Here is a 24,135-nt window from a genome sequence, read left to right on the forward strand (position 1 = left end):
ATGGTCAAACATATTATAAAAAATGAAAAATACTTTAATAATTTTCTCTTGTCTATTTCTATTTAGTTGTAATTCTAAATTCAAAATTGGACGATATGAGAATAAGTGCTACTCTACAGACGCTCCTTTAAATATACTTTTAGTTGAAAAAAACAATAGATTTATTTTAATATATCCTAGTTCTGTAGAGCAATTATCTGGAATTTGGGTAGTTAAAAATGATACTTTAGGTTTAATTTCACAATATACTAGTTCACTAAAAGGAAAGGATAGTGTTGCTCATAAAGAAAAAAAGGACTTTATCATTAAAGGAAAAAAATTAATAAATCCTCAAAATCGAAACTGTTACTTAATTTTTAAAAACTAATTCTTCCTCGAATTTTTCGTGTATTAGATAATAAGTACAACGGAAAAGAGCTTCAGGAAACAGTTTTTTTTGATTACGGAGCCAGAATGTATATGCCGGATTTGGGTAGATGGGGTGTTGTAGATCCCTTGGCTGACCAAATGAGAAGATGGTCACCCTATAATTATGTTTTTAATAATCCAATTCGCTTTATTGATCCTGATGGTAGAGGGCCATCAGTGGGACCTGGAGATGGAACAGATGGAAAAACCTATAATATAGAAGAAATTGTAATTACTGTAAGGCGAAAAACGAATAATTTTTTTACTAGGCTTTGGAATGAGATTAAAGGAGGGTTTGTAAATCAATTCAGCTCTAAAACAAATACAGATAAATATGGAGGATTAAATTCTTATCGTCAATGGCAAGCAAGTCCATTCTATAATCAAGGGGAAACAAAAATGGATAGGATTTTCCGATTAATAGGAAATAGCAAACGAGAAGAAATGTTAGATTTTGGCGGTGGGGGCTATAATATGTTTGGGGGGTATGGAAGAGCAACTAAAGCTGCAAATGTAGTAGAAACTGCAGTAGAAGTGGAGTCAAAGAATTCTACAATCCTAGGTTTTAGTATTGAAGAGATAGGAGATGAATTTGCTATTTTTTCATTTGAAGGAAAAGGTGATGCCCCAGACATGACTATATACACCAATTTAGAGCCACAAGGGACTCATGTAAATGTTAAAGTTGATATAATACCAACGGAGATATTTAGGGAAGGAACCAAATTAGAAGAAACTTATGCAAAATACGCTGGTAAAATCGGGATAAAAGATTATAGGAATAGTATTGAAGCTTGGGCGAAAAGTAAGGGATATAAATCAATTAGTTATTATGGAGAAAGAGCAACTGGGAAAGCAACTGGGAGAGTTCAAAGTTCAAAAAAATTCGATATTAAATAATGAAACATTTAGAAATTATAGAAGAAATCAAAAAGGATAAAAACCTAACTTTAGAAAATATAGTTACCATTTTTTATAAAAAAAGAATACCGAGGAATGCATCATTTCATTTAATTAAGATCAATTTTAATTATGATGATTTTGATATAATAAAATATTTAGATCTTATTTATGTGAATGAGCCAACAAATCCTTTTAACAGAGATTTTATGGATGAATTAAATTCTTCAGACTCTTAAATTAGAAAGAGGTACAATATGTTATAATATCCCCGCTGACGTGAACGTCCGTGAATAAAACAAAAACCACTGCAAAAAGCAGTGGTTTTTATTTATAAAAGCCCTTTTACATCCTTATCAAAATACTATGAACCACTTCTATAGCCACTTAGAAAGTACCTCTGACCACTGTAGTAATTCTCTCGAGTCCCTTTATCAAGTAGGTGGAGGATGTTCCGAAGGGGCTCCACCTACTTCATTAACGGCCTCCAGACCGTTCATAAGTCCTTTTACCCCCTTACTCAAGGGGGTAGAGGGGGTGGTAAAGGGGTAGAAGGATATTAAAGTACCTGATAATACACGAATTTTAGGAATTAAAACAAATCATATCAGAATATTTTAATTTCCTAACTTTGTAGTTCTCAATAACAATCAAAATAAAACTATGTCAATTACCACCGAAGATCAGATGATCGGAATGCAAAAAGTAAGTGAAGCTGTTGCCTATACTTTGAAAAAGATGATGGAGTATGCTGAACCAGGCATGACCACAAAAGATCTTGATGAATATGGAGCCAAGATACTGGAAGGTTTCGGGGCAAAGTCAGCGCCTTATCTGACGTATGGATTTCCAGGCTGGACTTGCATCAGCGTGGATAATGAATTCTGCCATGGTATTCCGACTGATCAAAGGATTTTGAAAGAAGGAGATCTGATCAATATTGATGTGTCTGCCGAACTGGACGGATATTGGGCCGATAACGGTAGCTCTTTTGTCATCGGAAAAGATATTCATGGGCATCAGAAACTCGTGGAAGCTTCCAAAGATATTTTAAAGAAAGCCATTGACAATATAAAAGGTGGAGTGAAAATCGCGGACATAGGGCATTTAATGGAAACGGAGGCGAAGAAAAGAGGGCTTAAGGTTATTAAAAATCTTGCCGGACATGGAGTAGGCAGAAGTTTACATGAACAACCCGATGAATTACTGAACTACAAAAACCGTTTTGATTCCAGACGTTTTAAGAAAAACTCTGTGGTGGCCATTGAAACATTCATTTCCACTGATTCCAATCTTGCAGTAGAATTGAAAGACGGATGGACAATGGTAGGAAATAAAGGCGGTTATATGGCTCAACACGAACATACCATTGTAATCACTGATGGGAAACCTATCATTCTAACCCACATGAACGAAATTTTGAATTAAAAACTAAAGGTTATTTATTTCAGGATTGGTAAGCAGCAAAGGCGTCAAGAGAGTATAATAAAATTTTTCAGGTTTTATCATACTCTCTTTGCTGAAAATCTTTGATTTTCTTGCGCCTTAAAATATACATCAGGATAAAAAAACTTTGCGCCTTTGCGTTAAAAAACAAATAATAATCATTATTTGAAATCGCAAAGCTTCATCCAATCAACTTGTTAATTCCTTCTTCGCTCCCTTATATTCAGTATTAACAATAAAAAACTTTGCGTTTAAAAAAATCTTCTTTTAAGAGATTTGTGGCTAGAATCAAAAATCTTTCAGAATACTTCCATAATCGGCTGTAAAACCACTCTCCATAGTCCCTTCAATACGATACGTTTCCACATCAGTAATTCCTGTATAACTTCTAAAAACGTCTTTGATATACGCAGAAATATAATCCGGAGCACCCTCAGCACTTCTGCCACCGGAAGCCACCGCGAGATATACTTTTTTACCCTTAAACTGACCAACACGATTCCACTGTTCATCAAAAATATAAGTAACTCCCGCCCGGATCAGCTGATCCAGCCATGCTTTTAAAGGAGTGGAAATTCCCAGGTTAAACACAGGAGTTCCAATCACAATAATATCTGCTTGGTGCACTTCATCCACAATCGTATTGGCATATGAAAGAAGCTGTTGACTTTGTTCATCATATAATCCCGGATGCTTATAAAACTCATGAATAGATACTTCATCTGCATGAGGTGGAGTTTCCTTAACCAGATCCCGTACTGTAATCTTGTTGATATTACCTTGTTGTAAAAGTTTTTCTAAGATGAAAGAACTCAATTTATTACTATAAGACAGTTCTCCTCTTGCGCTGGAAATAATGTGCAGAATATTCTTCATACTTTTATTTTTTTATTCTTATGACGATCTGATTTTCATAATGGGGACAGGTGTATGTACTTTTTATCAGTTTAAAATTTGAAAAAACAGCATTCAATAGTTTTTGAGACTGAAAAAGCCGGCTTTAAATTGTTAAACCATAAATACTTTGCTATATTTATAGGATTAAACCACCTCGCAAAACTTATCTGCTATGAAAAAAGTCCTTTTAATCCTTCTGGGAATCATTGTCATTCTGGCCGCTGTTGTCTTGATTAAAACGTATACCTATCCGTTTAAAAAAAATAATACAGGAGCAGGCGAAGGCTGGAAACCCATAAAAAATGATTCTGCAGTGATGAGGCTGTCGGGAGGAATAAAGGTTCCCACCGTTTCTACAGGAAGTTTGGGTGAATTCGATTATGCACCCTTTGATCAGTTCAAAACTTATCTAAAAACCTCGTATCCATTAGTATATCAGAATACGGAAAACGTTGAGGTGAATCAGTACGGATTGGTGTTCAGACTTAAAGGAAGCAATCCTGCTTTGGAGCCCATCTTATTTCTTTCCCATATGGACGTTGTTCCTCCGGGAGATGCCGATATAAAAAATAATGAAGAAAATATATTCCGTCCGGATGATAAACCGGCAGAACCTGTTGCAAAAGTAGCAGAAGACTGGGATTTTGCTCCCTTCTCCGGAGCTGTAGCGAATGGAAGGATCTATGGAAGAGGAGCAATAGACATGAAAGGAATGCTATTTTCCTTAATGGAATCAATGAATTCTATGATTAAAAATAAACAGATTCCACAACGTGATATTTATCTGGCGTTTGGTTTTGATGAAGAAGTTGGCGGGCAAAAAGGTGCCATCCAGATTGCAGATTATTTTAAGAAAAAAGGCTTGAAGTTCGATGCCGTTTATGACGAAGGCGGATTAATTATGAGAAAAGGAAATGTGGCAGGGATAGATACAGATGTTGCTGTTGTAGGATGTGCTGAAAAAGGCTTTCTTTCCGCAAAAATAAAAGTAAAAGGACTTGGCGGACATTCTTCTATGCCTCCCATGGAAAGTGCTATCGGAAAAGCAGCTGTTATCATGCAGCGTTTGGAAGACAACCAAATGAAACCTGTGATCACTCCCTTAATCAAAGAGTTTTTTAATAATATAGGAGGTGAAATGCCTTTTACAACAAGAATAGCACTCGCCAATCAGTGGCTTTTAAAACCGGTATTAATTTCACAACTTACTAAAAATAATACAACCAACGCATTGGTAAGAACAACGACTGCCCTGACGATGATGAAAGGGAGTGATGGTACCAATGTGCTTTCTCCTGAAGTAGAATTTGTTGTTAATTTCAGATTACTTCCTGGAAATTCAGTAAAGGATGTAAGGGATCATATTGCTAAAGCAACTGAAGGTTTCGATGTTGAGGTAGAAGAAATTGACAATACAAGAGAAGCTTCTGCAATTTCTCCGACCAATACAAAAGCTTTTAAAATGATAGAAGCCGGAGTCAAGGAAATACATCCCGGAGCTATTGTCACTCCATACCTTACGATGGCAGGAACTGATGCAGGAAAATATGAGATTGTAAGTAAAAATGTTTACAGATTCATGCCGATTAAGATCAACAGTGCAGAACAGCAAAGTATTCACAGCACCAATGAATATCTCAGTATTGAAAACTACCTGAAAATGATTCACTACTTTGAGTATGTGATGAAGAATTATGATAAGTAGTTCGGGGTACGGGATCTAGGGATAATGCATACTATTAAACGCAGAGTTCGCGAATTTTTCTATACTATCTTATTATTTTTTCGATCGCAAAGGCGTTTCACTCAGCAAAGAAAAAGTAGGTCTCTCTGCTAAATGAAATGCCTTTGAGAACCAATAAGCTTTATCTATTAATAAACCTTGCGATCCTTAGCGTTAAAATCATATTCACTATTGACTTTGCGAAACAAAATTGACTCCTGACCAAAAAATATTTTACGAAAAATATATTACGTCAAGTTTTGTCGCATTACGGATATAGCTTTGTCATATCAAAATTACAGAGCTATGGAATTGCCATTTTACTTAAACTTTAACGACTTTGAAAGTAATTATTACGATAACCTTGAAAAATGGTTTGAAGAATATCATAATACCAGCGAAACAGACTATCTGAAAGCTCTTGCTGAACTTTACAGTCCATATGTCTATTATAATTTTACAGATGATATACTAAAGCCGGATGCTTCTATTGAAGTCAAAGACTGCTTTTTTCCTTATCATGAAAAAATCGGGATCTCATTCTGTATCGATTGTGAAAACGGAAATTCTCCATCCAATGGAATGAACCAGGTTTTTGAATTTAAAAATATTTCCATGATGGAGTATGCCCAGCATATTCTGGATAAGATCAATAAGTTTTGTTCTACAAATGCCAATGCTTTGGATGGTACCAAAAATATTCAGGATTATATTAATCATTATGCTGTTATTACCTCTATGGAAGGAGTAGGATATTGTATCAGTTACAATCGTCATCAGAAAGCCATTCCTTTTTTGAAAGCTTACCTGCCATACTATGGTCAGACGGTGAGTATGGCGGTATACAGAGACTTTCTTTTTTCTGTTGTCCAGATTGCAGAATTCATAGATCAGAAACTAAAGACGGTACATGCTTTTAAACAAACTATTTATGCCCGTTCAAGAGCTGAAGCCAAATTCAATGTCCAATTGAGCCGCCAGTTTCTGACATTGTGCAACTAAAATTTTACACCAAACATTCATACTTAATTATATTGCAGAGAAACTTATGTTTCAAACAAAAATCCCGGTCAGCGATGACTGGGATTTTGTATGTGATGGTATAGAATTATTCTTTTTACTATTTCTTTCTGTAAGGAATATTCCAGATCAGGTCTGCCGCCAGGTAATGCACTCCTCCATGATGAATACTTCTGCTGTCTCTGATCAGATCATCCATATATCCTATATCTACGGTAAAAGGAGAGTTGGGGATCGTAAACATATAGTAAGCTGCAATTCGCATTTCACGATACCCGAAAGAACCCCATTGCGGATCAGGTTCATTGAGATGGCTGATGGAAAATAGTGCTTCTGCGCTCAATGCAAGTTTTTGATTGTTTTTAGGAGATAAATTATAGGTTAATTGGCTCTTGATACGCGTTCTGAATTGAAAATCTTCCTCTACTTGATGAAAGTCTGCATCAAAAAACTTCCTGAACTCCTGACGCACCATATTTTTTAGTTTCCATTTCTTTCCAAAGTCAAAAGTATAGGCATATCTTCCGTAAACTCTGAATTCCTGTTCTGTATTTTCCCTATCATAAGGTGCTGTACTTTCATACTGTGGCTGCCGGCGGTAGCTCAAAGCATAGCTATACTGCTGGTGTGGTGCAAAAGAATGATACACTTCGTGATTTAAGACAATGATTGCCTGTTTTGAAAATAAATTATGATTATCCGGACTGCTTTTTCTTCCGATAGCAACATAACTTAACGCTTGCTTCTTTCCCAAAGAATCCAGCTGTCGTTTGACTCCGAAGGCAGACCAGAATGCATTATTGGCATCTCCCAATCCGGGTGGACTGATCTGTGCTTTTAAGGTTGAGCCTGCACAGCCCATTAAAAATAATCCTGCAAAGATTTTCTTTATGCTCAACATCATGGATAACTGCTTTTTTGTTAGTTTTAAATGACTGCGATACCATGAGGTGGGTAAAAATACCATTGATACGCAGAGAGAATACTTCAAGATCTCAAAATTAGAGGCTTTACTCATAAAATGTTTATTCAAAAACTTTTATTACTGTTTAAAAACAAGACAAAATAAAAGCTTGATTTGGGATAGATTTAGGAATGAATTTTCTGAATCAAAATAATGATTGTGGATAAAATGTGAATAACTTGTGGAAAAGTGGATAACTCATGAATTGAGATAAATCCAACTTCCTTGTAATCGGCTGTATGCTATTGTTTTAATACTTTAATTTTCAGAACGAAATAATATCATTTAAAATTTATTTAGAATAGTTAAATTAATTTTGTGAGAGAATTTGTTAATCCTTTATTTTGCACCTTTATTTATAATTATTTTAAATAAGGCTGGAAAAATGATACAATCAAATGAATGTGTGCTCTTATCAGGGCATATGAATCATTCTGGAACTACTCCCCAAAATGATATACCTACCCATCACAACATACAATGGTCTAAGCAGCTGTTCATCCTTTTCTTTTCGCTTCTGAGCTTTGCAACGCTGTATGCACAGGACTTGCATGGAGGAATAACCGGGAAAGTGAGTATGGTGGACGGACAGCCGCTGAGAGCAATATCAGTCTCATTACTTGAAACAGATCGACAAACCCTGACAGATGATGAAGGGAATTATCATTTTGAAAACCTTAATGCGGGTTCTTATACCCTAAAATTACAAATTCTGGGAAGTAAAGAAATCCGTCTTCCTGTTGAGGTTAAAACAGGAGAAGATACAAAACTGGATTATCAGCTTACCAAGGAAAATATTCAGGCGATACAGGAGGTGGTTATCATGAAAAATACCAACAGGTTTTCCAAAAAAGAAAGCGGATTTGTAGCAAGATTACCCTTAAAAAACTTAGAAAATCCACAAGTATACAATACCGTTACAAAAGAACTTTTTCAGGAACAGGTTGCTGTAGATCTGGGAAGTATTTCTAAAAATGTACCGGGAGCAGGAGTGCCTATGATTGCCAACCAGGGAAGGGTGACATTCCGCTCAAGAGGATTCGAAACAGAACCTAATGCAAGAAATGGAGTGGCAGGAGCCGCATTTTCAGTGATTGACCCCGTAAACCTTGAACGTATAGAGGCTATCAAGGGACCGTCAGCTACATTATTCGGGAAAAGTGTAGCCAGCAGCTACGGTGGAGTCTACAACAGAGTGACGAAAAAACCTTATAATAAATTTGGCGGTGAAGTTGGCTATGTGGGAGGAAGCTGGAGCTATAACCGATTGACAGTAGATGTGAATACTCCTGTTAACAAAGATAGAACTGCTCTTTTTCGTCTTAACGCAGCTGGAACTTTTGAAAAGAGTTTTCAGGATCTTGGGTTTACCAATTCTTTAGCGATTGCACCTAGTTTCTCTTATCAGATCAACGATCGTATGTCGCTTCTTCTTGACGTAGAGTTTAATCAGGCAAAAGGGACATCCGTTGTTCGTTTTAATCCTTATACAGGAAGTAACAAAACTCAGTCTATTGCAGATATGAAGTTTCCGTATTATAAAAAATTCTTAGGAGATGATCTGGCGTATGAAACGCAGATGATGAATGTTTTTGCCCAGCTGAACTATAAAGTTTCAGAAAACTGGACTTCCCAGACCATCTTATCGCGTGCAAGATCAACAATTAAAGGGTATATTTCTGCGATTAACGGAAAGACAGACTCTACAGCAACTGCTCAGGTAATGGTAGGAACAACTTCATTTATTGCCACGAACATCCAGCAGAACTTCATCGGAGATTTCCATATCGGACGTTTCAGAAACAGAATGGTTGTAGGATTGGATTATTATAACAATTCCAATCACTTCGACCGTTACCATACCAATACCAAAGTATTCAATTTTGTTCACCCTTCAGCGGATTTCAGAGTGAATCAGAATATCATTGATGCTCTTACAGCAACTTCTGCTTTCAGAAAAGAAAACAATAGCGATAATACCTATGCTGCGTATGTATCGAATGTATTCAATATCACAGACCAGCTTATGGTGATGGCTAGTTTGAGAGTAGACAGGTTTCAGTTTAAAGGAGTCTATGATATCACCACAGGGGAAATTAAAGGAGGTTTAAGCAATAGTGGAACCCAGTCAGGTCCCTATGGACAGACCGCTTTTTCACCTAAGATGGGAATCGTTTACGAAATACTGAAAAATAAAGTTTCCTTGTTTGGAAATTATATGAATGGTTTCAATAATGTAAGCGGTGTTGATATCAATGGAAATACATTCAGACCGGAATATGCCAATCAATTGGAATTTGGAGTGAAGGCGGATATTTTCAATCACAGACTGGTAGGAACCTTAAGCTATTATAACATTCGTGTAGATAATATTTTGCGAACCAACCCTGATGATGTCAACTATTCAATACAGGACGGAACGCAGCTAAGCAAAGGAATAGAAGCCGAAATTACTGCCAATCCGTTTGATGGGTTCAATATTGTGGCAGGATATGCTTATAATGACAGTAAATATACCAATGCTAATCCTTCTGTTGACGGGTTAAGACCTGCATTGTCAGGTCCTGCTAATATGTATAACTTCTGGATCAGCTACCGGATCTCTGAAGGAAAATTAAAAGGCCTTGGAATAGGTGGAGGAGGAAATATGGGTTCATCTTCTTATCAAACCAATACACAAACAGCTAAAGTGATCATTCCATCTTATAAAATGTTTGATCTTGGGATTTTCTATGATCAGCCAAAATATAGAGTAGGATTGAAATTCGATAATATAACCAATGAAAAAGCATGGTCTGTACGTTTGACACCACAGGCTCCGGCACGTTTTCTTGGAAGTGTTTCTTTAAAGTTTTAAATAATTATTATAATTGAAAAAATCCCGAGCATATGTTCGGGATTTTTATTTTTTATGATTAAGATAAGATCAGTTGATCCAAAGGCAGTAATTATTCCGGTAACGTATTTTTCCATAAGAATTCCCCTGAAAAGTTCCGGGAGTATTATCATTCCAGTCCTGTCGGATTACATAGAGCCCTGAAAGAGTGGGTTTAAACACTGCCTGATGATTTTCATCAACAGAAATGTTTTTCTCCCAGTTTTCGGGGTTAAATATCCTGATGGCCGTTCCTTTTTCAACAGGTTTCCTATTTCTGTACGGAGAAATAGTATAAATGCCATTTTTTTCCTGAAGAAGAATATCCATGAACTGAGCAGGCGATACCATTTCCGAAGGTTTCCCTACATGATAAGCACCACATATAAAATCAATAGGACGTACATTTTCGTCAGGATTCTTAGAACGAAGAAGAACAGGAAGTTGGTCATTCATGCCTAAAATCCGGTAAGTTCCCTCGTTGTCAGGTGTGAAAGTTCCTTCCCAGTGATCTTCTTTCATTTGCAATTCAAGTGTTGATTTTTCTCCCTTGGTATTAAGTATAAAAAAGCGGAAGTTTTTGATTTCATTAAATTCCGGTCCAGTGGTTCGGTGGCGCTCACTAAGATCATCAATAAAACCATAAAAAACCTGAACTTTTACAGGGTCTTTTAATTTTCCCGATCCGTGAATTTCTATCCAGTAGGCACTGGCTTTCGCCAATTGCGGGAATAGAAAGAACGTTGAAAATAATAGCAAAGAGAATATTGTTCTGAATTTATACATATTGAAAAGTCCTGTTTGAATAAGCGAATGTAGTGAAAAAGGGAATAAACAAATTTCTGGATTCAATAGTTTTCTCATCATCCAGCATAAAAAAAATGTTTTAATACGCTTCTGTCCGGAGAATAGTAAATTGCCACAGTATGCAAAATACTGTGGCAATCTGGTTTATGGACTGGTTTATTTATAGTTTAGTTTTGCCCTGTCTTACACATGGCATCCCATGTCGTCCAAAAATGGGCATTAATAGCGCCGATAGGAGGGTTGGTGCTGTCAGCAACAATACCTACCATCGAAGCACAGTTAGAATTACAGCCTATTTCATTATGACTTCCGTTCTGAGGTGGAATCTGGCGCCATGTACCGGTAGATCCGCTTAGTAATTCTACCTTAATCTCAAAGATCCCGGAAAGATTGGGAGTCTGAATTTGTTTGGTTGGATTTTCACTGGAAATGGTATCGCTCCAATTTCCCTGTGAGAATGTTACACGCCATGTAGAGATCATTCTGGCGGTGTCGTTTTGAGGTGAAAGATATACCCAAAACTGAGCTCCGTTTCCAAGTACGAGTTGACCTGAAGAATTTGCATTTACACTTGTTGATGTCATATTGATCTGGATTTTAGTTGATTAGATTGTAGTTCAAAGTAACGAAGAACAAGGCAGATGTTGTATAGTATAAATTACCAATTATGATTTTGAGTATAAATACTTATGAGGTAGAGAATTGAATACGAGTAAAGAATTTTAACCAAAAAATAAGCCTGTGCTTCATTAGCACAGGCTTTAATTTTCTTGCAGAGAGGAAGGGATTCGAACCCTCGATACAGTTACCCGTATACTACCTTTCCAGGGTAGCTCCTTCAACCACTCGGACACCTCTCTTTTTGAGATTGCAAAAATAGTGTAATTTCTTTAATATCCAAATTATTCTTGCAATTTAATCTGTAATTTCACCACAAAGGCTTCTGGTGAAATTATCTGCAAAGCTTCCCGGGTAGCTTGGGTTGTCAATAAGGTGCATTGCTTTGGTAATAGCTGTTTCCGCAGTCATGTCCCTTCCGCTGATCGCTCCGATTCTGGAAAAAATATTACTGTTTTCATACTTCCCGAATGAGATACCTCCTGAGATACACTGGCTTACCACTACGATTTCCGTTCCGTTATTTCTGATTTCCTGAAGTGTTTCCTGAGTTTTTTCACTACTGAAAATAGTTCCCGAACCAAAAACCTGAAGAATAAGAACCTTCATTTTAGGAATTTCTCTGAAATGACTTAAGTGCATTCCCGGAAAAATTCTCCAGAATAAAATATCTTCAGAAATATGTTCATCCACATGGAATTCTACCGCCGGGTCACAACGAAACAGATTGTCTTTAAGAATATTCAAATGAACTCCGGACTGTCCCAGAATAGGGTAATTGGGACTTGCATAAGCATCGAAGTACTCGGCAGAATATTTCAATGTTCTGTTTCCTCTTAATAATTTATATTCAAAATAGATGGCAACCTCCTGAATGACTGCTTCATCATTCTCATAAAGGCTGGCATAATAAAGGCTGGTCAGAAGATTTTCCTTAGCATCTGTCCTCAGATCACCAATCGGAAGTTGAGAACCGGTCATGATCACGGGCTTTCTTAATCCTTTTAACATGAAACTTAATGCTGATGCCGTATAAGACATCGTGTCTGTTCCGTGAAGAATCAGGAATCCGTCGTAGTCATTATAATTTTTAAGAATATAATTGGCGATGATCTTCCATTCCTCAGGTCCCATATCTGATGAGTCCAGTGGTTTGGCGAAAGGATGAACAAAGACTTCACATTCCATGAGCTTCATTTCAGGCATCTTTTCAAATATATTACCAAAATCAAAGGCACGGAGACTTCCGGTTTCATAATCTTTTTCCATTCCGATGGTTCCACCGGTATAGATGAGCAGGACTTTTCGCTTCATGTACTATTTTTAATTAAGAATTGGAGCCCGATTAGGGTTCATAGGTCAAAATTACGTTAATTTGCAAAGATTTGAAAATGAATGGAACGCTTAGATCAAAATTTTACAAAAATAAGATGGTAATTGTAGGTGTTACATTGGGCTATTGGAAAAAATAACTAAATGCAGATGAGTGATTTAGCACAGACTTATGAATATTTAAAACAGTTTTTAACCGAAGAAAGACTGGCTAAAATTGAACATTTTTCGCAGGAAAGTTCAGACTTTGTACTTCCGGTTGTAGAAGATGTCTATCAGTTTAGAAATGCAGCAGCAATTGTACGCTCTGTGGAGGCTTGCGGCTTTCATAAAGTAGTCGCTTTGCAGGAAGAATACAGTTTTGAGCCCAACCTTCGGGTGACAAAAGGCGCAGATACCTGGGTTGAAGTAGAAAAACTTCCCCGAAATATGGAATCCTTCCAGAGTATTAAAGACAGAGGATATAAAATTGTGGTGGTTTCATTGGAAAATAATGCTAAAATGCTTCCTGAGTATGAAATCACGGAACCCATTGCTTTAGTTTTTGGAACGGAGATGGAAGGGGTTTCTCAGGAGATCCTAGACTTTGCAGATGAAACACTGGCAATTCCGATGTATGGTTTTACAAGGAGTTTTAATGTTTCCGTAGCAGCTTCAATCTGTATGTATGAACTGAAACAAAAGCTGATCAAATCTGATATTGATTACAAACTAGACGAAGAAAAGCTTTTAAGAATGAAAATCCTCTGGACGGTAAATTCAATCAGAAGCGGACAGCAGATCTTTGATAAATTTCTGAAAGAAAATAATATTGATTGGAAATAATTAATACAGGAATAAAAAAAGAGAAGGTTTACGAACCTCCTCTTTTTTTATGAATAGTTGAGAAAATTATAGTTTCTCAGTTGTGTGTCTATATCATATTATAATAATTCCACGCTGCTACAAAAACCCCTGCAGTTTCCGTTCTCAGTCTTTGATTTCCAAGAGAGACAGCTTTTATTCTATTTTCTGCCAGAAATGCAATTTCCTTTTCAGAAAAATCACCTTCAGGACCTATTAAAAAGGTAAGCTGTTTCAGCTGAGGAATATTTTTAAGATCAATTCTTTCCAAATTCTCATGACAGTGTGCTACAAACGTATCTTCTGTGTCAATATTTTTCAGAAAGTCTGTGAGTTTTATCGCATCATTGATGACTGGAAAATGAAATCTCAGACTCTGCTTTGATGCAGCAACAGCCTGTTTTCGGATTTTATCAATATTAATATTTTTACGCTCCGTTTTCTCGGTTACAATAATACTGATCTCCGAAATACCCATTTCCACCGCTTTTTCCACAAAGAACTCAATCCTGTCAATATTCTTGGTGGGAGCAATCGCAATATGAAGTTTGGGGATAAATTCCGGGAGATTTTCTTTGATCTCAGAAACTATGATACCTGCTTTTTTACCTTCTATAAACAGTTTTCCGGAAGCCAGTTTTCCTTTTCCATCCGTCACATGAATCTCTTCACCATCTCTCATACGAAGTACTTTCACAATATGCTGCTGTTCTTCGTCATTGATGATGATCTGGTCACCTGTTATTTCTCCGTAAAATAGTTTCATATATCCTGAGTTAAGAATGCAACTCCTGTTTTTATAGTCGTGTAAATATCTGTATCACAATCACGGTAAGAACACATGTATATTTCTTCAATCCAGATGTTGTTAATAAAAATCAGATTTAAATATTCCTGCTTTCTCAAATTATTTTTGATCGATAAATAATCTCCTTCCTTTGGAGTATATGGAAAACTGAAAAGATGCTCAGAATTTATTTTTTTTATAATTTCCTCTTTTATATCCTGAATATATCCTGTCTCAGAACTTGATGGAAAGTAATCTAAAGCGTTTTCCGCATCTTCATTTTTTCCTGTAACCGTTTCTAATACCCAATAATATTTTGAGTTCTTTTTAGAATGCGTTCCCAGTATTTTTTCTTCTAAGAGTATTTTCATAAATCGTATTTTGCTGTTGCAGAAGTTCTCAAATCTGTAAATTCACCTCTTTCAAACTTCAGTTTCGCTACCATGGCGATCATCGCAGCATTGTCTGTTGTATACTCAAACTTAGGAATGAAAATACTCCAGCCCAGCTTTTCTTTGTTATCTTCCATTGCTTTTCTGAGCGCAGAATTGGCCGATACACCACCTGCAATAGCAACTTTATTGACGTTAAGATCTTGGGCTGCTTTTTCAAGTTTGTTCATCAGGATTTCAATGATAGACTTCTGTACAGATGCACATAGATCATTGAGATTTTCCTTAATGAATTCCGGATTTTTTCTGACTTCTTTCTGAATGAAGTACAATACCGAAGTTTTAATACCGCTGAAGGAATAATCATAATTCTCCAGCTTCGGTTTGTTGAATTTAAAAGCATCAGGATTCCCTTCCTTGGCAAGTCTGTCGATAATTGGTCCGGCTGGGTAGTCGAGGTCAAAAATCTTTCCGATTTTGTCAAATGCTTCTCCTGCGGCATCATCGATGGTTTTTCCGATGATTTCCATATCAAAATAGTCTTTTACCAACACAATCATCGTATGTCCGCCACTTACTGTAAGGCATAAGAATGGAAAGGTAGGCGGCACAGGATTTGCATCTTCGATGAAATGGGCCAGAATATGGGCTTGAAGGTGATTTACTTCAATTAATGGAACGTTGAGACTCATAGCCAAAGACTTGGCAAATGATGTTCCTACAAGAAGAGATCCTAAAAGTCCGGGTCCTCGTGTAAATCCTATAGCTGAGATTGCATTTTGTTGTATATTTGCTTTGGAAAAAGATTTTTCAACAACGGGAATAATATTTTGCTGATGGGCCCGTGAAGCCAATTCAGGGACAACACCACCATATTCTTTGTGGATGGCCTGGTTCGCGGCAATGTTTGAAAGAATAGAATTTCCCTTGATGATAGCTGCTGAGGTGTCGTCGCAGGACGATTCAATACCTAAAATTATAGAGTCGCTCATAATAATGGCAAAGTTAGAGAATAATAACGAGAATGAGAATAAAAAATCGGTAGCTGAAAACCTAGGTGATCAGGTACAGAAGACTGTCGAAAATGTAGAAGAAAAAGTTCGGGAGACAGTAAAAGAAGCATCTGAGCTGGCTTCAGATGCCATACATCATCCTGTGGAAACGGCTGAAGAGTTTGGGAAACAGGCGATGAAAGATGTTACCAGCTATACCTGGTGGGCAAAACTTCTCTTGATTCTCTTTTGGCTGGGTTTGTTTCTGGTAGGAGGTATATTGGTTGTTATCAATCTTCCGGTGACGAAGCAATGGGCAGCAGATCAGGCTCTTCAAATCGTAAATAAAGACTTCAAATCAGGGTTTTCTACCGAAAGTGTAGATGTTAACTACTTTGGAGATGTAACGATAAAAGGCTTAAAAGTAAAAGACTATAAAGGGTTTGATTTTATTAAAGCCCGTGAATTCCGTGCAGATTCGGACTGGATATCTCTGGCTGTGAATGCGATTTCAGGCAAAAGCAATTCTCTAAGCTTCAATTCCCTAACCCTCGTAAATGCCGAAGTAAGAGTAATCACCTATAAAGGAGACAGTATATCCAATTTTGTCAGATTTACAGAACTCTTTGATGACGGAAAGAAAAGAGATCCCAAGAAACCTCCTTTTCAACTGAATTCAAGAGTACAAATTATTGATTCTAAAGTTTCTATTGTCAACGAAAATTCTCCTGGAGAACAGGGTAAATGGCTTACAGCGACAAAATTCAACTTAAAAGCACCGAATGTAAAAGTCAACGGACCGAATGTTTCGGCTTTGATCAATAATATGTCATTTGTGACCACAAGATGGGGAAAATCCCATATTGTGGATACTTTTTCAACAGAACTGTCTTTAACGAAACAGTTTTTATCATTAAAAGATCTTACACTGAATACAGATCATACTTTACTTCAGGGAGATATTAAATTTAATCTTCATGACGGATCATGGTCAGATTTTGCTGACAGGGTACGATGGGATATGAACATTCAGCAGGGAAGCCAGATCAGTGGTTATGATATCAGGTATTTTGTGACCAACTGGGATAATATCAAGCCGTTCAATCTTTCTGGAACAATGACGGGGCCTTTAAATAAGTTCCATCTGGAGAATTTCCTGATTAGAAATCCCGATGTCAATATTGCAACCAAAACAATGAAGGTGGATAACCTGTTGAAAGGACATTTTGCTATTGAAACAAAAGACCTTTCCACAGATTTTACTTACAAGGATTTAAAAGCAATGATGCCTTCCTTTATCTCTAAAAAGATGAAAAACTTTGCTGATGATTTCGGGAAATTAAAGTACAACGGGACAGCAAGAGTAAATCCGGATCAGATCTATGTAGATAGCGGAAACTTAATGACAGGAATAGGACAGGCTAAAATTTCCAAACTGACTTTGTCCGGTTACAGTACCGCAATGCCTAAATATTCCGGTTATCTTGATGTGAAGGACCTTAATACATCTGTTATTACAAAGAATAAGACAGTAGGTTTGATATCTGGTAAATTCGATCTTAACGGACAGAGCTTTGATGTCAATACGATGCGCCTGACAACCAAATCTCAGATTGCTAGCATTGAAATTATGGATAAAACGATCAATAATCTGTATCTGGACGGATTATTGGATCATAAAAAATACAACGGACTTATTACCGTTAATGATGAGCAGGCAAAAGCTACAATCAAAGGATTAATAGACTTCAGTACTTCAAGAGTGTCTATGAATGTTAATGCGGATGTTACCTATCTGAACATGAACTATTTTACCAATAAACCTGGCAGCCAGGTGGTAAGTGGTCAGGTTGAAGGTAAGATGGCGATGTCTTCCATTAATGACCTTACTTTAGATGTGGATGCCAATAATCTGCACTTTGCTACAGCAACTCAGAAATATACTATTCCAAATGCCAAATTAAAAACCTTTGTAGAAGCAGGAGGCCGAGTGATAGATGTAGATGCTCCGGGAGCTGCTACTGGTAAAATATCAGGAAGGTACAACCTGGCAGATCTTGCAGGAATGGTAGAAAACGGAGTGGGAAAAATATTGGTGGGACCACCGCCTAGAAAATTATACCGCGGACAGAATTTTGCACTGAAGTTTGACGTTCAGCAGGGATTAGTCAACTACTTTTTACCGGAACTTAAATTACCGCAGGGAGCTGTTGTAGATGGAGAGTATGATGGAAATTCAAACAACCTGATTCTGAATCTGGATGCCGCTTCTTTGAAATATATGATGACAAAGGAGGAAGAAATTACAGATGCTGATCAAGCGCTGGCGGCTTCCAATCCTGATTATAAAGTGAATGACCGGAAAAATATCAACAGAGACAGTGCGATGGTGGATAGTGTTAAAGTAAGAATTAACACGGCAGATCTTAACCAGCAATTGTATGCTAAGATCAACAGGGTTGTTTATAATAAAAATGTAATCAAAGATTTTGAGCTTAAAGGGAATAATGAGAATGGAAATACGCTTCATTTAGCGACCGTATTTAAGCATGGAAGTCCTGATGATGAAATTAATGAAAAGCTTAAAGAATACACTATTAATGTAGATCAGTCTACAGATGCGGCCGGTGATTATGTATTCAGATTTGAGCCAACCGAAGTAAAATTCAATGAAGTGACTTGGGCTATAGATACAAGTCCTGAACTGAATCACTCTATTACTTATAGAAGAAATACCGGGGATTTTGATATCAGAAACCTGAGGGTTTATTCTGATAAAAGTGCTCTGTTTATTAAAGAAGCGCAATTTAAATCAGCAAAAGATTTTTATGTAGATGCTGATATCAATGACTTTTCTGTAGAAAAACTTCTGGAAATGCAGTCCGGAGGAAATACAATGGATATCAAAGGTCTTGCCAACGGAAGTGTCAAGATCAAGATGGATAAAAGTACGCTTCAGCCACTGGTAGATCTTACCATTGATGATATTAAGATGAATGGTAACGATATGGGGGATATCTCTATTTCCGCTACCAATGGTTTCTCACTGAACGTTTATGATATAGATGTGAAAGTTCACTCTGCAGGAGTACTTGGAAATAACAGCCTTAATCTGACAGGAACAGTCAATAATAATACTTCTTCTCCGATCATTGATCTTACGGCAGAAATGCGTGATTTTGACCTGTCATTTACACAGCAGTTTGTACAGACTGTTTTCGCAAACCTCAGAGGGAAAGCAACCGGAGACCTTAAAATCAATGGAAAGCTCAGCAACCTGGACTATAACGGTGATATTGCTTTAAAAGATTTCGGATTAAAGCTTTTGTTTACTGGAGTAGATTATTCATTTGATGACACTGTGATTCAGCTGACCAAAGGGCTTGCTATCCTCAACAATATAGAGGTACATGATGGAAGAACCAATTCTAAAGGGAATGTTTCCGGGGCGATCCAGTTTGAGACCCTTTCTTCCATGGGGGTTTCCCTTGTAATGAGAGCAGACAATCTGTTGATGCTTAATACTACCCAAAAAGATTTTGACCTGTTCTGGGGAAGAGTTTACGGACAGGGAGATCTTTACGTGGATGGACCAGTTTCAGGATTAAGTATTACAACTCCTAATATGAAGGCGCTTAATGGAAGTACCTTTACCTTTAATTCAAGTTCTACATCCAATGTGGAAGAATTTAAAATGCTGAGGTTCCTGAAAGAAGGAAAAGATGGTCTGATTACCCTGGAAGAAAAGAAGAAAACTGGAGCCAATATGAATATTGATTTCAATCTGGCTGTAGATAAAGGAACTACTGTAAATGTACTGGTGGGTGATGATGTAGGAAATATTACCGTAAAAGGTTCTGCCGATCCGTTGAGGTTCCATATGAACAGGCAGGGGAATATTGCCATGAGCGGTACCTATAAAGTAGATAACGGAACATTTGTATCTAAGGCAATTCTTAATAAAACATTCCAGATTGAACGGAACAGTAGTATCAGATGGGATGGTGATGCCATGAAGCCTGCATTAGATATTAATGCCAACTATATAAGAATGGTTTCCAATGCTGGAGAATATCTGAGTATGGGGAAACTTCAGCCTATCAGTATTTTGCTGCAGGCCCATATTACCCAGTCGTTGGTAGATCCTAATATTGACCTTAATGTTACCGCTATGGATGTGTCCAGTCAGGTAAGAGAAACGCTTGCTGCCAAGATGAGCCAGGAGGGAGAGAAAGTACTCCAATTCGGTTCTGTTCTTTTGCTGAGTACCTTTAATGTGTCCAACAGTGGTGGAGTAGAAGTGAATGTAGGAAACGTTGCAGAATCACAAGGGTATAATATGCTTCTTAAACAGTTGGGATCTGTTCTTAATACCATGAGTAACGAATTCCAGATTGACCTGAATTATGTAAAAGGTGACCAGAATTCAAACTTTGGAGATAGAGCCAATGCGGGATTAAGTGTAGCGCTTTCCCCAAGAGTTAATATAAAAACTGGGTTGGGTATTCCGTTATCGAAAACAGATGGTGCCCAAAACAACTATTTGTCTACAGAAGGGTCTGTAGAGTATGATTTATCTAAAAAGAACGACGGTACGCTGGTTATACGTGCTTATTCTAAGCCTACGAACATCGGGATGGTGAGTACAAACGGTTCTGCAAATCAAGCCTATGGAGGAGGAGTTGTGTGGAGTAAAAGCTTCAATTCTTTGTTTAAAAAGAAGAAAAAAGACAAAAAAACTTCAGATGCAAAAGGTGAAATAAAAACAGATTCTATAAAATCGAATGCCAAATAATTAGAATATTTTAATGATTTTTATCATCTGTGTTAATTATTGTTAATGTTTGATATATATTTTTTAGTTAAATTATTTTTCGTAAATTTGCAAAAAATACATAGATTTTTTAAAGAAATTGTAATTTAACTAATATGAACTATCAACTGGACGAAATAGACAAGAAAATTCTTGATTTCTTAGTAGAAAACACAAGAATGCCTTTTACAGAAATTGCAAAGCAGATGGATGTTTCTGCTGGAACAATTCACGTAAGAGTGAAAAAGATGGAAGATGCAGGTATTATTTTGGGATCATCTCTTAATATCGATTATGGTAAGCTTGATTATCATTTTACAGCTTTCATAGGTATCCTTTTGACAAAATCAAACCGTACTCAGGAAGTATTGAAAGAATTGTCAGTGTTACCGAACGTAATTGAAGCTAGCGTTATTTCAGGAAAATATAATATTTTCTGTAAAGTAAGAGCTAAGAATACGGAAGATGCTAAAAGAATTATCTATCAGATCGATGACATTCAGGACGTAATGAGAACTGAAAGTATGATTTCTATGGAAGAATTCCTAAGTGACAAAAATAGATTGATCAACGCTATCTCTATATAAGTCAAATTTTAAACGAATAATTATAAAAGAACTTATGAAATTTCTCATAAGTTCTTTATTTTTGTAGGTATGGAAGAATACAGTTATTTTGACGAAGATCCGAAGAAAGGATGGGGATTTGTACTGGCATTTGCCGCCTTAATGTTGTTTACCATAATGGGGCTTGGAATAGATGTGGATGAATATCTGCAGCATGAATATCTGGAGATCCCAAGGTGGTATTTCTATGTTATTTTTTCAATTGATGTATTGATGATGCTTGGGCTGGTACTGATGTTCTTCTACAGAAAAATAGGAATCATCATGTTCCCGGCTTTATTGGTGATGCACTTCTTTATGCACAATTATTACCTGTCTACATTCTTGTATACAGATGTTACCAACCTTTTCCTGTTTACAGGATTCGGAATGCTTGCCATTATCCCGAAATGGAAGTTTTTCAAATAAGAACATAATCACTTTACAATAAAATAACAAACGGCTTTTAAATAGAATTTAAAAGCCGTTTTTGAATATAAGGGGATGAGAAATACTAACTGATTGCTAACGAATGAAAAATTTTTTGCTTTAAAGGATTTTTTGTCCAATCTTCCCAGGTTCCTGTATAGGGATTATAGCCGCATTTTAGAGGTTTTGATACAATGACACCATCTTTGGCTTTTTCTGCATTTTCGGTATACGCCCTGCAGTCTGTGCAGACATATCGGAACTCACAGTCTTTGCAGATTTTTATCTTGTCTTTTGTCAGATTCCAATATTTTTTGAAATCAGGCTGGGCAATTGCTTCTTCAAGGCTGTGTTTATGGAGATTTCCAAAGCTTTCAGTCATCAGCGGACAGTTTTTAATAGTACCGTTTCTGTCAATGCCTATCTTTTTATACAGGCAGGAGTTGTGGTTCATAGCTTCTATGACTTTAGAAATATTGGTATTGAAATATTTCAGTTCCACTTTTCCACAGGCAGAGAGTTTCAGGTCATCTTTAAGAAAATGGAGCGAGAATCTATATTCATCTTTAGCTTTGAAAGGAGGTTTCGAACAATTGTAGAAAATGAGACTGTATATTCTGACTGTATTTTTTTGAAGAGCCTGTATAAAAGATAGATTGGTATCCTGATGATACGGAGAAAAGATTTCTATTCCTGACAGCACTGAAGTTTTAAAAGTATCATCAATTTCTATGAATTCATTTATTGTTAATGGTTTTAAACTGTAAATAACCAAATGTTTAATTCCCAGGTTTTCTATAGACGGTTTTATTTTTTTCAGCAGCTCTATATCTTCCATTTCTATAAAGACATTTGTAATAATACTGGGCTCGTGATGCTCGTAAGAAAGAGGAGGGAAATTTCTATCCCAATCATTCTCCGTGATAAACCCATATTCTTTTTCCAGCAGGAGATTGATGTATTCCTGAACAATTACTTTGGATTCTTTATCGTAATCCTTCAATATATCCTCAATAGAGTGGCTTTTCAGATCTTCAATAATCTCATGCAATTCTAAAGGATAGAGTTCAGATACATTTCTATGCAGATCCGAAATAAGAATTCTGCTGGCTCCTTTGGTGATGAGGATCGTTGAGAATAGATTAAAGTATTTCATAAGTTAGGTAAAGATATTTTTTCAATATTTTGGCAAATGATCAGTATCAATTTTTATTTTTCATTTTCTTTTGAAAATCTTTGGTGATATTTGAAGATTGTTTTAGGCTTGGAAATCCAATTGCTCTTCGGTTTTTGTTTATCCGTGCTGAGTCTGATGCACTAAAATCAGGTGTGGAATAATGAATGAATATCCCATAAATAGTTTCAAGATGATTAATATATTGATGTTTATCTACCATGTCAATGTATTCTCTAGGGGTACATTCACCAGACTTTACATATTCCAATAACTTCACCTTAAAATACTCATAATTCTGAGATCCTGCTATATGATTGAGCAGTACACCCATAGGCATAAATTTGTTATCGTTGCCTGTCAGGCCAATTTTTTGCTTGGATGGGAAACCATAATTTTTAAATGTCCATAAGAGAAGATTGGTATTTTTTCTATCATTAATTTCTACTATTGATCCAGTTCGTTCATTGTATTGATCTCTTTCAAATGCAACATTGAAAGAATCAATTAATGTTTTATTTAACCCTTTTTTCCATTGATCAATCTTTTGTTCTACTGCTATACTATCAATTCCATATTTTTTATAAAGCTTAAAAAAAGTGGAATCTTCTCTTTTATATTTCCAGTAAGGTGCTACCTGTGTTATCAGTTTGTCTAAACCTCGATGTCCTCCGAAGTTTTTATTATATCGATCAGAATATTTAATATAATTTTCGTATTCTTCTATTCTGTCATTTTGTGATGGTGGGTATTTTTTAAATAATTTTTTATATTGTTTGATGGTAGCAAGAGTATCTTTATTTATTCTAAGTGTACTATCAATGGCATATACTTTATTATAATAATCAATATAATTTCGATTTTTGCAGGCGGAAAGAAATAAGCAAAGAATCAAAGAAGTTATATACGTTAAATTAATGTCTTTATTTTGTGTTTTTATATTAAAATACCTCATAATAGGCGGTTCAGTGATTTTATTGGTTTTTCTCTGATATAGAAGTTAGTCTGATATTTTTCACAGTCTAAAACATAAATAATATCATTGTTTTTTTTGAGCTTCTGATCATTGAATTTTTCAATATATTGGAAAGTAAGCGGAAGCTTATTTTT

21 protein-coding genes and 1 tRNA gene are annotated in these 24,135 nt (G+C 36.3%); 11 read left to right on the top strand and 11 right to left on the bottom strand.

Going from position 1 to position 24,135, the window contains the following annotated elements:
• Positions 1-22: 22 nt before the first annotated feature.
• The 4 genes from GFU89_RS20875 (at position 23) to map (ending at position 2,736) form a co-directional block, all read left to right on the top strand.
• Entirely contained in the window at positions 23-367 is a 345-nt protein-coding gene (locus GFU89_RS20875) for a hypothetical protein (protein WP_318848959.1), read from the top strand.
• Positions 368-378: 11 nt separating this feature from the next.
• The gene (locus GFU89_RS20880) at positions 379-1,308 is read left to right on the top strand and encodes an RHS repeat-associated core domain-containing protein (RefSeq protein WP_318849094.1); all 930 of its coding nucleotides are present in this window, start codon (positions 379-381) and stop codon (positions 1,306-1,308) included.
• On the top strand, positions 1,308-1,547 hold the full coding sequence (locus GFU89_RS20885; protein ID WP_318848960.1) for a hypothetical protein: 240 nt from the start codon (positions 1,308-1,310) through the stop codon (positions 1,545-1,547). The genes GFU89_RS20880 and GFU89_RS20885 overlap by 1 nt, the downstream gene beginning before the upstream one ends.
• 424 nt (positions 1,548-1,971) lie before the next feature.
• Positions 1,972-2,736, top strand: coding sequence for a type I methionyl aminopeptidase (gene map / locus GFU89_RS20890; RefSeq protein ID WP_318848961.1), 765 nt, complete (start codon positions 1,972-1,974; stop codon positions 2,734-2,736).
• 306 nt (positions 2,737-3,042) lie between these two features.
• On the opposite strand, the gene GFU89_RS20895 is transcribed toward map, so the two are convergent.
• A complete protein-coding gene (locus tag GFU89_RS20895) occupies positions 3,043-3,630 on the bottom strand; it encodes an FMN-dependent NADH-azoreductase (RefSeq protein ID WP_318848962.1) in 588 nt (195 codons plus the stop codon).
• Positions 3,631-3,823: 193 nt separating this feature from the next.
• Between GFU89_RS20895 and GFU89_RS20900 the strand changes: the two genes are divergently transcribed.
• On the top strand, positions 3,824-5,356 hold the full coding sequence (locus GFU89_RS20900; protein WP_318848963.1) for a M20/M25/M40 family metallo-hydrolase: 1,533 nt from the start codon (positions 3,824-3,826) through the stop codon (positions 5,354-5,356).
• Positions 5,357-5,680: 324 nt separating this feature from the next.
• Complete coding sequence (locus GFU89_RS20905; RefSeq protein ID WP_318848964.1) at positions 5,681-6,376, top strand: hypothetical protein; 696 nt, start codon at positions 5,681-5,683, stop codon at positions 6,374-6,376.
• Between the two features lie 118 nt (positions 6,377-6,494).
• Here GFU89_RS20905 and GFU89_RS20910 read toward each other — a convergent pair whose 3' ends face one another.
• Positions 6,495-7,298, bottom strand: a complete 804-nt coding sequence (locus tag GFU89_RS20910) for a DUF2490 domain-containing protein (protein ID WP_318848965.1) — start codon at positions 7,296-7,298, stop codon at positions 6,495-6,497.
• Between the two features lie 445 nt (positions 7,299-7,743).
• Between GFU89_RS20910 and GFU89_RS20915 the strand changes: the two genes are divergently transcribed.
• The gene (locus tag GFU89_RS20915) at positions 7,744-10,215 is read left to right on the top strand and encodes a TonB-dependent receptor (RefSeq protein WP_318848966.1); all 2,472 of its coding nucleotides are present in this window, start codon (positions 7,744-7,746) and stop codon (positions 10,213-10,215) included.
• A gap of 69 nt (positions 10,216-10,284) precedes the next feature.
• Here the strand turns inward: GFU89_RS20915 and GFU89_RS20920 are convergent, their stop codons facing one another.
• From GFU89_RS20920 to GFU89_RS20935, 4 genes are all read right to left on the bottom strand, one after another.
• Positions 10,285-11,019 (bottom strand): hypothetical protein, encoded by a 735-nt coding sequence (locus GFU89_RS20920; protein ID WP_318848967.1) that lies wholly within the window; start codon positions 11,017-11,019, stop codon positions 10,285-10,287.
• A gap of 188 nt (positions 11,020-11,207) precedes the next feature.
• Positions 11,208-11,624 (bottom strand): hypothetical protein, encoded by a 417-nt coding sequence (locus GFU89_RS20925; RefSeq protein WP_142719241.1) that lies wholly within the window; start codon positions 11,622-11,624, stop codon positions 11,208-11,210.
• A 189-nt stretch (positions 11,625-11,813) separates the two neighbouring features.
• Positions 11,814-11,900: transfer RNA gene (locus tag GFU89_RS20930), tRNA-Ser, on the bottom strand.
• 55 nt (positions 11,901-11,955) lie between these two features.
• Positions 11,956-12,972, bottom strand: coding sequence for an asparaginase (locus GFU89_RS20935; RefSeq protein WP_318848968.1), 1,017 nt, complete (start codon positions 12,970-12,972; stop codon positions 11,956-11,958).
• Between the two features lie 162 nt (positions 12,973-13,134).
• Between GFU89_RS20935 and GFU89_RS20940 the strand changes: the two genes are divergently transcribed.
• Positions 13,135-13,815, top strand: coding sequence for an RNA methyltransferase (locus GFU89_RS20940; protein WP_318848969.1), 681 nt, complete (start codon positions 13,135-13,137; stop codon positions 13,813-13,815).
• A gap of 88 nt (positions 13,816-13,903) precedes the next feature.
• Here GFU89_RS20940 and GFU89_RS20945 read toward each other — a convergent pair whose 3' ends face one another.
• The 3 genes from GFU89_RS20945 to tsaD are packed head-to-tail and all read right to left on the bottom strand — an operon-like array spanning position 13,904 to position 16,004.
• Positions 13,904-14,599: an RsmE family RNA methyltransferase gene (locus GFU89_RS20945; RefSeq protein WP_318848970.1), complete on the bottom strand. Its 696-nt coding sequence runs from the start codon at positions 14,597-14,599 to the stop codon at positions 13,904-13,906.
• Positions 14,596-14,991: a hypothetical protein gene (locus GFU89_RS20950; RefSeq protein ID WP_318848971.1), complete on the bottom strand. Its 396-nt coding sequence runs from the start codon at positions 14,989-14,991 to the stop codon at positions 14,596-14,598. Before GFU89_RS20950 ends, GFU89_RS20945 begins: the two co-directional genes overlap by 4 nt.
• The gene (tsaD, locus tag GFU89_RS20955) at positions 14,988-16,004 is read right to left on the bottom strand and encodes a tRNA (adenosine(37)-N6)-threonylcarbamoyltransferase complex transferase subunit TsaD (protein ID WP_318848972.1); all 1,017 of its coding nucleotides are present in this window, start codon (positions 16,002-16,004) and stop codon (positions 14,988-14,990) included. Before tsaD ends, GFU89_RS20950 begins: the two co-directional genes overlap by 4 nt.
• Before the next feature lie 4 nt (positions 16,005-16,008).
• Between tsaD and GFU89_RS20960 the strand changes: the two genes are divergently transcribed.
• The 3 genes from GFU89_RS20960 to GFU89_RS20970 all read left to right on the top strand — a co-directional run bounded on the left by GFU89_RS20960 (position 16,009) and on the right by GFU89_RS20970 (position 21,851).
• Positions 16,009-20,799 (top strand): translocation/assembly module TamB, encoded by a 4,791-nt coding sequence (locus tag GFU89_RS20960; protein WP_318848973.1) that lies wholly within the window; start codon positions 16,009-16,011, stop codon positions 20,797-20,799.
• Between the two features lie 134 nt (positions 20,800-20,933).
• Positions 20,934-21,404 carry an Lrp/AsnC family transcriptional regulator gene (locus GFU89_RS20965; RefSeq protein WP_318848974.1) on the top strand — a complete coding sequence of 157 codons (471 nt, stop codon included), beginning with the start codon at positions 20,934-20,936 and terminating at the stop codon, positions 21,402-21,404.
• 69 nt (positions 21,405-21,473) lie between these two features.
• Positions 21,474-21,851, top strand: coding sequence for a hypothetical protein (locus GFU89_RS20970; protein ID WP_318848975.1), 378 nt, complete (start codon positions 21,474-21,476; stop codon positions 21,849-21,851).
• A gap of 85 nt (positions 21,852-21,936) precedes the next feature.
• Here the strand turns inward: GFU89_RS20970 and gwsS are convergent, their stop codons facing one another.
• Together gwsS and GFU89_RS20980 are read right to left on the bottom strand one after the other, a co-directional pair.
• A complete protein-coding gene (gene gwsS / locus GFU89_RS20975; RefSeq protein ID WP_318848976.1) occupies positions 21,937-23,007 on the bottom strand; it encodes a grasp-with-spasm system SPASM domain peptide maturase in 1,071 nt (356 codons plus the stop codon).
• Between the two features lie 46 nt (positions 23,008-23,053).
• Entirely contained in the window at positions 23,054-23,980 is a 927-nt protein-coding gene (locus tag GFU89_RS20980) for a hypothetical protein (protein ID WP_318848977.1), read from the bottom strand.
• Positions 23,981-24,135: the final 155 nt, after the last annotated feature.

Origin of the sequence: Chryseobacterium sp. JV558 (assembly GCF_033712365.1) — a bacterium.
GTDB lineage: Bacteria > Bacteroidota > Bacteroidia > Flavobacteriales > Weeksellaceae > Chryseobacterium.

What these genes read in the sequence shown, in the direction of transcription:
- GFU89_RS20875 (WP_318848959.1), top strand. Translation starts at nt 23, where the DNA reads ATGAAAAATACTTTAATAATTTTCTCTTGTCTATTTCTATTTAGTTGT.
- GFU89_RS20885 (WP_318848960.1), top strand. Translation starts at nt 1,308, where the DNA reads ATGAAACATTTAGAAATTATAGAAGAAATCAAAAAGGATAAAAACCTA.
- map (WP_318848961.1), top strand. Translation starts at nt 1,972, where the DNA reads ATGTCAATTACCACCGAAGATCAGATGATCGGAATGCAAAAAGTAAGT.
- GFU89_RS20895 (WP_318848962.1), bottom strand. Translation starts at nt 3,630, where the DNA reads ATGAAGAATATTCTGCACATTATTTCCAGCGCAAGAGGAGAACTGTCT.
- GFU89_RS20900 (WP_318848963.1), top strand. Translation starts at nt 3,824, where the DNA reads ATGAAAAAAGTCCTTTTAATCCTTCTGGGAATCATTGTCATTCTGGCC.
- GFU89_RS20905 (WP_318848964.1), top strand. Translation starts at nt 5,681, where the DNA reads ATGGAATTGCCATTTTACTTAAACTTTAACGACTTTGAAAGTAATTAT.
- GFU89_RS20910 (WP_318848965.1), bottom strand. Translation starts at nt 7,298, where the DNA reads ATGATGTTGAGCATAAAGAAAATCTTTGCAGGATTATTTTTAATGGGC.
- GFU89_RS20915 (WP_318848966.1), top strand. Translation starts at nt 7,744, where the DNA reads ATGATACAATCAAATGAATGTGTGCTCTTATCAGGGCATATGAATCAT.
- GFU89_RS20920 (WP_318848967.1), bottom strand. Translation starts at nt 11,019, where the DNA reads ATGTATAAATTCAGAACAATATTCTCTTTGCTATTATTTTCAACGTTC.
- GFU89_RS20925 (WP_142719241.1), bottom strand. Translation starts at nt 11,624, where the DNA reads ATGACATCAACAAGTGTAAATGCAAATTCTTCAGGTCAACTCGTACTT.
- GFU89_RS20935 (WP_318848968.1), bottom strand. Translation starts at nt 12,972, where the DNA reads ATGAAGCGAAAAGTCCTGCTCATCTATACCGGTGGAACCATCGGAATG.
- GFU89_RS20940 (WP_318848969.1), top strand. Translation starts at nt 13,135, where the DNA reads ATGCAGATGAGTGATTTAGCACAGACTTATGAATATTTAAAACAGTTT.
- GFU89_RS20945 (WP_318848970.1), bottom strand. Translation starts at nt 14,599, where the DNA reads ATGAAACTATTTTACGGAGAAATAACAGGTGACCAGATCATCATCAAT.
- GFU89_RS20950 (WP_318848971.1), bottom strand. Translation starts at nt 14,991, where the DNA reads ATGAAAATACTCTTAGAAGAAAAAATACTGGGAACGCATTCTAAAAAG.
- tsaD (WP_318848972.1), bottom strand. Translation starts at nt 16,004, where the DNA reads ATGAGCGACTCTATAATTTTAGGTATTGAATCGTCCTGCGACGACACC.
- GFU89_RS20960 (WP_318848973.1), top strand. Translation starts at nt 16,009, where the DNA reads ATGGCAAAGTTAGAGAATAATAACGAGAATGAGAATAAAAAATCGGTA.
- GFU89_RS20965 (WP_318848974.1), top strand. Translation starts at nt 20,934, where the DNA reads ATGAACTATCAACTGGACGAAATAGACAAGAAAATTCTTGATTTCTTA.
- GFU89_RS20970 (WP_318848975.1), top strand. Translation starts at nt 21,474, where the DNA reads ATGGAAGAATACAGTTATTTTGACGAAGATCCGAAGAAAGGATGGGGA.
- gwsS (WP_318848976.1), bottom strand. Translation starts at nt 23,007, where the DNA reads ATGAAATACTTTAATCTATTCTCAACGATCCTCATCACCAAAGGAGCC.
- GFU89_RS20980 (WP_318848977.1), bottom strand. Translation starts at nt 23,980, where the DNA reads ATGAGGTATTTTAATATAAAAACACAAAATAAAGACATTAATTTAACG.